The following is an 8,029-nucleotide window of genomic DNA, read 5'->3' as shown; positions in this document are numbered from 1 at the left end:
TCTTAGCTTCTTGTTCTTCCGGAGAGTCCAATAAAGGAGATCAGCTTTATGCTGCCGGGAACTATGAAGAAGCCATCAACGCATACAATGCTTATTTGGTAAACAGACCTAAAAATGTACAGGCTTTGTACAATAGAGGTCGCTCACATGAAGAATTAGGGGAGTTTGATAAAGCAGAAAGAGATTTTCTGGCTGCTTTGACTCATGATGCTAAGAATACTCAAGTGTTGTTAAGCCTTTCGAATATTTATCAAAAACAGAAAAAGCATACCAGTGCTTTACTGTATGCTGAATATGCGGTAGAAGTAGCTGGGGCACCTGCCATGGCATATTTCATGAAAGCCAGGGCATTACATCAGCTGGGAAATACTGAGGAAGCTTACAAGGAGTATAGTACAGCTATTAAAATGGATAAGAATTTTGGGCAGGCCTATTACTATAGAGGTTTACTGAAATTTGCCACAGATAGGGTTAAATCCGGTTGTGATGATATGAGAGCGGCAATCAAACTTAATTTTGAAGATGCCCGAGAAGCTATGTCTAGGTATTGTGAATAATCAGAATATGTTAAAATCAGAAAAGAGGCCTTGAGCCTCTTTTTTTGTATCCAGTCCTTGCGAAACCTGAATTATATCGGGATACTTTCCATTTTTTTTAAGTTGAATGTGCTACCTGTGGTGATTTGGAAATATAGTCGTGAGGAAGATGTTTTAAAAGTTCCTTTTTGAATTTATGGTAATCTACTGTTATTGTATGTCTTGGCGTATCGATTTGCTTGTAGTGTGGATTGGTAACTTCAAGCTGGCAGAGTTTTTTGATATTTTCAGGTCTTTTCCATTTTCCGGCAAGCTCAAGAGCCATAATTTTTGACTGTAATTCAGCCCCAGGCCATATGCAACCTAATGGCTGAAACATACCTATAAAATAGAGGTTTTCTATTTCAGGATGGAACATCTTCAAATATAAGGGAACTGGACCTGAACTGTAGTCAATAAGTTCTTTGCTAAAGAAAGGGTGGGAGAGGTAATAGCCTGTACATGCTATAATGGCATCATATTCTTCCTCCAGTCCATCTTCGAAAATGACTTTTTTTCCCTCAAGTATTTTAATATCCAGCCTTGGTTTGACCTTTCCATGCCTGATTTTATACAGTAACTCATCATTGATAGTCGGGTGAATTTCTCCAAATTTTGTTTCCACCTCCCGCAATCCGTAAAGTCTGTTTTTGCCTACTAGAATATTCAATAGAACATCAAAGAAAAAACTCCTGATTTTAAGTGGTATCCAAGCACTTTTTTCTCCAATTTTATCGGATGGTTGACCAAAGAAGAATTTAGGGATAATCCTGTACCCTCTGCGCCATGAAATGGCCGTATGGGCACTGACCCTGCTCGTTTCTACAGCTACATCGCAGGCAGAATTTCCACCTCCGATAACCAATACTTTTTTGTTCCGAAATGGCTCAGCTTTTTTGAAAGAATGGGAATGAATAAACTCCCCTGAAAATTTGCCTGGATATTCTGGCCATCTTGGGTGCCAATGATGTCCATTACAGACAACCAAGTGTGAAAAAGTATGCCTTTCTTCTATTCCTGCTTTTTCTGTGATTATTTCCCAGAATCCATCACTATCCTTTTTACATTTTTTGACTAAGGTGCTAAACTCTATGTGATCATATAGTCCAAAATGTACCGCATAGGCTTGAAAATACCTTCTTAACTCCTCATGAGAAGGGTAATCAGCTGTTTCTGGATCAAAATCATCAAAGGTGAAATCCTCATATTGTGAAAGGGTCTTAGAGCTAATGATATGGGTGGTTTCAAAAACACTTGAATGGGATTCATCTTCACTGTAAATCCAGTTGCCTCCAACATCATTATTGCGATCAAAAACGACTGCATTTAATCCTTGATCAAGAATATTTTTCAAGGCAGTGATACCTGAAGGACCAGCACCTATAATTGCTATTTTAATGTCTTTATGCATATTTTTCAATCAATTCTTCAGCCATTTCTTTTGTCCCTGTAGATGCCGGAGCCACAATTTTTCTCAGGTTCCCAGTACTGGCTATCTGAGGGATATCTACATCAATGATATATTTTGGAATACCAGAAGGTGCATATTGAATCAAACCCGCTGCTGGATAAACCAAAAGTGAAGTACCGATAACTGCAAAAATATCAGCTTCTGAGGCAACTTCTATGGCCGGTTCTATCATGGGAACCATTTCGCCAAACCAAACGATAAATGGTCTCAATTGACTCCCTTTTTCACATTTATCGCCTAATTTGATTTCCCATCCTTCTATATCATAAACCAATCCAGGATCTACTGTACTTTGGGATTTAAACAGTTCACCATGCAAATGAATGACATTGCTGGAGCCAGCCTTTTCATGTAGGTTATCTACATTTTGGGTAATGATTGTGACGTCAAAATATTTTTCCAGCCTCACCAATTCTTTGTGGCCTTCATTGGGCATCACTGTAAGTGCCTGCTTTCTCCTTTTATTGTAAAAGTCAAGCACCAATTCTCTGTTTTTTCTCCATCCTTCAGGTGAAGCGACCTCCATTATATCATGACCTTCCCAAAGCCCTCCACTATCCCTAAAAGTGCTAATACCACTCTCCGCTGAGATCCCAGCACCAGACAATACTACAAGTTTTTTCATTTTTGACTTTCCTCGATAACCTCTTTTTCCATTTTCTTTTTGATGAATTGACCGCCACCAATGGCACCGATAACCAATACCAGATAGGGTACTAACATTTGAATATAATTGAACTGACTTAGGTCCTTAACCATAGCAAAGGCAAAGGCGGCCAACCAAGATACCATAGAAACTCCACCTACTGAAAATGCAACTCTCTTCAGGTTTTGATCTTCTTCAATGTCCTCTTCCACCAATGAAAGCTTTTCTATAGCAGGCATCATATAGAAGTTAAGAAATACACCATTGATACTTAAAATCAGAACAGCTGTCATTTTCATGAGGAATCTTGGGTTACTATTGTAGGCTTGCATATCCGTCAGGTATATGGCAACGCCAGTAACCATTAGAAGTACCAAACCAAGTATTATCAGTTGTGAGATAAGGTGCATTATGACAGCTTCAGATGAATTGATTTTGAAATTTCTAAGAAAATGGAAAATCAATATATCTAAAATCAAAGTGCCACCCAGCCCTAGAATCATTCCTAAAAGATGAAAAGTCAATATATACTCTAATGCCTCAGCCATTTTTAAGACAGGATGAGTCATGAAATGGTAGACAATAGCGGCGATCCCTACATTTAGTAAGATATATGCGGCTGTAGGCCATTTGAATTCTACTGTCTTGATAAAAGACATACCGAGCTTATATAGAAAAATCAGAAAAGCGCAAGAAGAGACCAAGAAATAAGTCAGGTTTAGTTTTTCAGGGTTTCCACCTAAAATCCAATCTAAAATGGAAGCTATGGCCATCAATCCAAAATAAGCAATCACTAATTTTTCATAAGGTACTTTGAGGATATACATTCCTTTGATATGATCCAATGCATCACCTTCTTTGACCTCAGTTCTTTCTCTATTTTTAAACTGAAATGCGGCTAAGGCCAAACCTGAAAGTGAAAGAAAAAAAACTGCTATTATTTGTATGCTCATAGATTTGCTGGTTGTTTGAGACTCAAAATAACGAAATATATCAAAAATAAATAATCGGGAATTTTCAGGTCTTGATCCTTATAAAATTCACTGGAAATAAAAATTGTATATAAAAAAAGCTGTCATTTTACAATGACAGCTTTATGTTATTTCTTCTTTGCGTAGGCTCTACCTTTTTTCTTTACTGGCTGATTTTCAATTATTTCAATTGTTTCATCATAAGTAAGACTTTCAGCCTCTTTATCCTTTGGGATTTTGAAATTGTTCTTACCGAATTTGATATAAGGACCCCATCTGCCATTTAGAATCTGAATTTCCGGATTTTCTTCAAAGGTTTTGATATGCTTTTTTTCATCAGCTTCTCTCTTTTCCTTGATGAGTTGAATGGCTACTTCTTCTGTTATGCTTAGTGGGTCGTGTTCTTTTCCCAAAGAGACAAATTTGCTGTCATGTCTGATGTAAGGCCCAAATCTTCCTAATGCAGCTACAATTTTTTTATCTTCAAATTGACCCACATCTCTTGGTAGTTTGAAGAGTTCTAAAGCATCTTCTAACGTAATATTTTCAATAAACTGACCTTTTTTAAGGCTTGCAAACTGCTTTTCTTCATCTTCTTGATCTCCTATTTGAACCAAAGGTCCAAATTTCCCCAATCGAGCAATAATGGGTTTTCCTGTTTTTGGGTCATTACCCAATTCTCTTGATGTATTAATGTCTGCTCTGGCAACGTTGGCTGTTTCTTCGACACGACTATGGAATTTCCCATAGAAATTGCCTATCATATCCTGCCAGTTTTGGCCTCCATGAGCTATATCATCAAATTCTTTTTCCACATTGGCAGTAAAAGAAAAGTCAATCACGGTAGGGAAATGTTCCACTAGGAAATCGTTGACTACCATGGCAATGTTGGTAGGGAAGAGTTTGTTTTTATCAGCACCTGCTGTTTCTGTCTTTGTCTGCTTGGAAAAACCTCCATCCTTTACTTTCATTTCAATATAATCTCTATCCTTACCATCCCTGGATTCCTTGATAACGTAATTACGTTTTTGGATTGTAGAAATAGTAGGTGCATATGTGGAAGGTCTCCCTATGCCCATTTCTTCCAATTTCTTGACAAGGGATGCTTCTGTATATCTTGGGGAAGGCCTGGAGAAAGTTTCCCTTCCCTTCAACTCTATCAAATCAAGGTTTTGGCCTATTTCCAATGGAGGTAGGAGCCCCTTGCTTTCATTTTCTTCATCGTCGTCCTCATCATCAGTGCTTTCAAGATATACCTTCAAAAAGCCCTCAAATTTAATGACTTCGCCGCTTGCAGAAAGCTTTTCTGGAGTAGTTGAAATCCCGATTGTGACGGAAGTTTTTTCCAGTTGGGCATCTGCCATTTGTGAGGCTATAGCTCTTTTCCAAATCAGTTCATAAAGCCTTTGTTCATTTCTATCTCCTCCTGCTTCATGCTTGGAAAAGTCGGTTGGCCTTATGGCTTCGTGCGCTTCTTGGGCTCCTTCGGATTTTGTAGTAAATTTTCTTGCCTTATGAAAATCAGGACCATATGCATCATTAATTTCATTTTTGGCAGCTGCCATGGCATCATCAGAAAGATTGACACTGTCAGTCCTCATGTAGGTGATTTTACCAGCTTCGTAGAGTTTTTGCGCTACTGACATGGTTTGAGCCACAGAAAAGTAAAGCTTCCTGCTTGCTTCTTGTTGTAAAGTAGATGTTGTAAATGGGGCAGCCGGTGTTTTCTTGCCAGGTTTTGTTTCTAGGTTTTCTATATTAAAATCTGCTTGCAAGCATTTTTTAAGAAACTCTTCTGCGGCTTCCTGACTGTCAAATTTTTTAGGAAGTTCTGCTGACAGCTGCTTACCTTTAACATCAAAAAGTGCTGTAATCCGAAATGATGATTTTGAATTGAATTTTTCAATGTCTCTTTCCCGTTCGACTATTAACCTAACGGCTACTGATTGCACCCTTCCCGCAGAGAGCCCTGTTTTAATTTTTTTCCAAAGAATGGGAGAGAGCTCAAATCCTACCAAACGATCAAGAATACGCCTTGCTTGTTGGGCATTAACCAAGTCCAAATCAATTGTTCTTGGGTTTTCTATAGCTTTTACGATCGCATTTTTGGTGATTTCACGGAATACTATCCTTTTCGTACTTTCATCTTTTAACTTAAGCACCTCTTTGAGGTGCCAAGAAATAGCTTCTCCCTCACGGTCATCATCACTCGCCAGATAAACAGTTTCTGAATCCTTAACCAACCTCTTTAATTCCTTGATTACCTCTTTTTTGTCTGCTGTGACTTCATAGGTAGGATTAAAATTATTTTTAATGTCAATCGCTTTGTCTCCTTTAGGAAGATCTCGGATATGCCCATAACTTGAGGCAACTTTAAAATCCTTACCTAAATATCCTTCTATGGTTTTTGCTTTAGCAGGAGACTCCACAATGACTAAATTCTTTGGCATATGATATCAATTAAAAGATGGGAATGCTCAGGCATTCGATTAAAAGCCTAAAAATAGATGGCATTCTATTCCTTTCCAAATTTTAGGAATTATCCAGTATTCCTTGGCATGATTATTTCAACTATTTTAAAGTATTAATTACTCAATTAACTATGCCCAGTAAGAAGATGTTATATCTCCTCCGTCACGGGGAGGCTGAATTAGGATATGGTCAATGTTCTGATTTTGATAGGAAGTTGACAGACAACGGAATAACCCAACTGAAACGTTTGGGAAGAACTTTGAAAATAAATGCTGAAAATTTTGATCTCGTTCTTAGCAGTAATGCTTTAAGAACCAAAATGACCTGCGAACTTATTGTAGAAAATATTCAGCCAAGAAATATTGTTTTTGAAGAACTTCTTTACGAAGCTCCAACTGAGAGGATCTTGAGTCAAATCAATCATGTAAATAAAGAAGTAGACCATTTACTAATTATAGGACATAACCCCAGTATCAGCAACTTGGTCTCAAATATAACCATAGATCAATTTATAAGCATGCAGCCAGGTATGATGGCTAAAATCGCTTTGGAAGTGGATTCTTGGGAAATGTGTGGGAGAGGGACAGGAACTTTACTTGAAATACTCCAATAGATTTTGCTTGGCCGAGGATTTTATTTCTTTTGTAATTGGTTATACTTGCTAAAAAACTTAGAATTGTTTCTCTTTTTATAACCTGAACTATACTTATCAACCTAAAAATCACAAAACTGATGTCATTAAAACATAAATTAATAGAACAATTTGACCCAAATGGTGTAAGTTCTTTCCCATCTATTTTTGGACTTCCTTTCGATGAAGAAACTGCAGACTTGATCATCATTCCAGTTCCATGGGAAGTAACAGTATCTTATTCATCAGGCACTGCTGATGGTCCTGAGGCTATCCTGAATGCTTCAGCACAAGTAGATTTGTATGAATCTGATATCCATGATGCCTGGAAAATGGGTATTTACATGCTACCAATACCAACAGACTTAGCAGATAGAAGCTCCAGTTTTAGAATCCTAGCTAGAAACTATATCAATTGGTTGGAGTCTGGCTCCCCTGCTGAGGAGTCAGAAAGATTTGCGGCTGTACCTGAAATAATCAATAATGCCAGTAAGGAAATGAATGACTGGGTGTATGAGCAGGCCAGGAAGTACAGAGAAAAAGGCAAACTTGTTGCTTTGGTAGGAGGGGACCACAGTACTCCTCTTGGATTGATCAAGGCACTGGCTGAAGAACATACCAGTTTTGGAATACTTCAGATTGATGCCCATGCAGACCTAAGAAAGGCTTATGAAAATTTTGAATATTCTCATGCTTCAATATCTTATAATGCACTGAAATTGCCTCAAATCAGTAAACTGGTTCAGGTGGGTATTAGGGATTTTTGCCAAGCAGAAGCCATTACAGCTAAGGAAAATAACAGAATCACCACCTTTTATGATAAGGATATCAAAGAAAACCTCTATGAAGGAAAGGCCTGGAAAGTTATTTGTGATGATATTGTGGATCAACTCCCAAATGATGTTTATGTGACAATAGATATAGATGGATTAGATCCTAAACTTTGTCCAAATACAGGTACTCCAGTAGCCGGTGGCTTTGAAATGGAACAAGTTATGTATTTGATGAAGCAGGTAGTGAAATCAGGTAAAAAAATCATTGGTTTTGATCTGGTAGAAGTTGCTCCAGGGCCGGAAGGAGACGAATGGGATGGCAATGTTGGAGCAAGGATTTTGTACAGGATGTCAAATTTACTTGGAGCATCACAAGGTAAACTCAATCTTAAATAGCACTTCAAATTTCAAGAGCTCAGTCCTATAAGTAGTTCTGGGCTCTTTTATTACTTTATTTATATACTATTTATTACGAGTATTTAATGATAAG

Annotated in this window: 7 protein-coding genes; 3 read left to right on the top strand and 4 right to left on the bottom strand. The window is 37.8% G+C overall.

Annotated features, from left to right (window positions below):
* Window positions 1-557 (top strand): tetratricopeptide repeat protein (locus EA341_RS09305; protein ID WP_293013304.1); only part of this gene is annotated, 557 nt, incomplete at its 5' end.
* A 97-nt stretch (window positions 558-654) separates the two neighbouring features.
* Here EA341_RS09305 and EA341_RS09300 read toward each other — a convergent pair.
* The 4 genes from EA341_RS09300 to topA form a co-directional block, all read right to left on the bottom strand.
* Window positions 655-1,986 (bottom strand): NAD(P)-binding domain-containing protein, encoded by a 1,332-nt coding sequence (locus EA341_RS09300; RefSeq protein WP_293013301.1) that lies wholly within the window; start codon window positions 1,984-1,986, stop codon window positions 655-657.
* On the bottom strand, window positions 1,979-2,671 hold the full coding sequence (locus EA341_RS09295; RefSeq protein ID WP_293013298.1) for an NAD-dependent deacylase: 693 nt from the start codon (window positions 2,669-2,671) through the stop codon (window positions 1,979-1,981). Before EA341_RS09295 ends, EA341_RS09300 begins: the two co-directional genes overlap by 8 nt.
* The gene (locus tag EA341_RS09290) at window positions 2,668-3,645 is read right to left on the bottom strand and encodes a hypothetical protein (RefSeq protein ID WP_293013295.1); all 978 of its coding nucleotides are present in this window, start codon (window positions 3,643-3,645) and stop codon (window positions 2,668-2,670) included. The genes EA341_RS09295 and EA341_RS09290 overlap by 4 nt, the downstream gene beginning before the upstream one ends.
* 146 nt (window positions 3,646-3,791) lie before the next feature.
* Window positions 3,792-6,113 carry a type I DNA topoisomerase gene (topA, locus tag EA341_RS09285; protein WP_293013292.1) on the bottom strand — a complete coding sequence of 774 codons (2,322 nt, stop codon included), beginning with the start codon at window positions 6,111-6,113 and terminating at the stop codon, window positions 3,792-3,794.
* Window positions 6,114-6,265: 152 nt separating this feature from the next.
* Here topA and EA341_RS09280 point away from each other — a divergent pair, with 152 nt between their 5' ends.
* Together EA341_RS09280 and EA341_RS09275 are read left to right on the top strand one after the other, a co-directional pair.
* Window positions 6,266-6,748 (top strand): histidine phosphatase family protein, encoded by a 483-nt coding sequence (locus EA341_RS09280; protein WP_293013289.1) that lies wholly within the window; start codon window positions 6,266-6,268, stop codon window positions 6,746-6,748.
* A gap of 119 nt (window positions 6,749-6,867) precedes the next feature.
* Entirely contained in the window at window positions 6,868-7,935 is a 1,068-nt protein-coding gene (locus tag EA341_RS09275; RefSeq protein ID WP_293013286.1) for an agmatinase family protein, read from the top strand.
* Window positions 7,936-8,029 lie beyond the last annotated feature (94 nt).

Source organism: Mongoliibacter sp., from assembly GCF_007692705.1.
Lineage (GTDB): Bacteria > Bacteroidota > Bacteroidia > Cytophagales > Cyclobacteriaceae > Mongoliibacter.
Note: the sequence above shows the minus strand (reverse complement) of the source record. Positions and strands in the feature narration are given on the sequence as shown.

Bases quoted from the DNA above. Each gene is read 5' to 3' on its own strand.
- EA341_RS09300 (WP_293013301.1), bottom strand. From the start codon at position 1,986: ATGCATAAAGACATTAAAATAGCAATTATAGGTGCTGGTCCTTCAGGT.
- EA341_RS09295 (WP_293013298.1), bottom strand. From the start codon at position 2,671: ATGAAAAAACTTGTAGTATTGTCTGGTGCTGGGATCTCAGCGGAGAGT.
- EA341_RS09290 (WP_293013295.1), bottom strand. From the start codon at position 3,645: ATGAGCATACAAATAATAGCAGTTTTTTTTCTTTCACTTTCAGGTTTG.
- topA (WP_293013292.1), bottom strand. From the start codon at position 6,113: ATGCCAAAGAATTTAGTCATTGTGGAGTCTCCTGCTAAAGCAAAAACC.
- EA341_RS09280 (WP_293013289.1), top strand. From the start codon at position 6,266: ATGCCCAGTAAGAAGATGTTATATCTCCTCCGTCACGGGGAGGCTGAA.
- EA341_RS09275 (WP_293013286.1), top strand. From the start codon at position 6,868: ATGTCATTAAAACATAAATTAATAGAACAATTTGACCCAAATGGTGTA.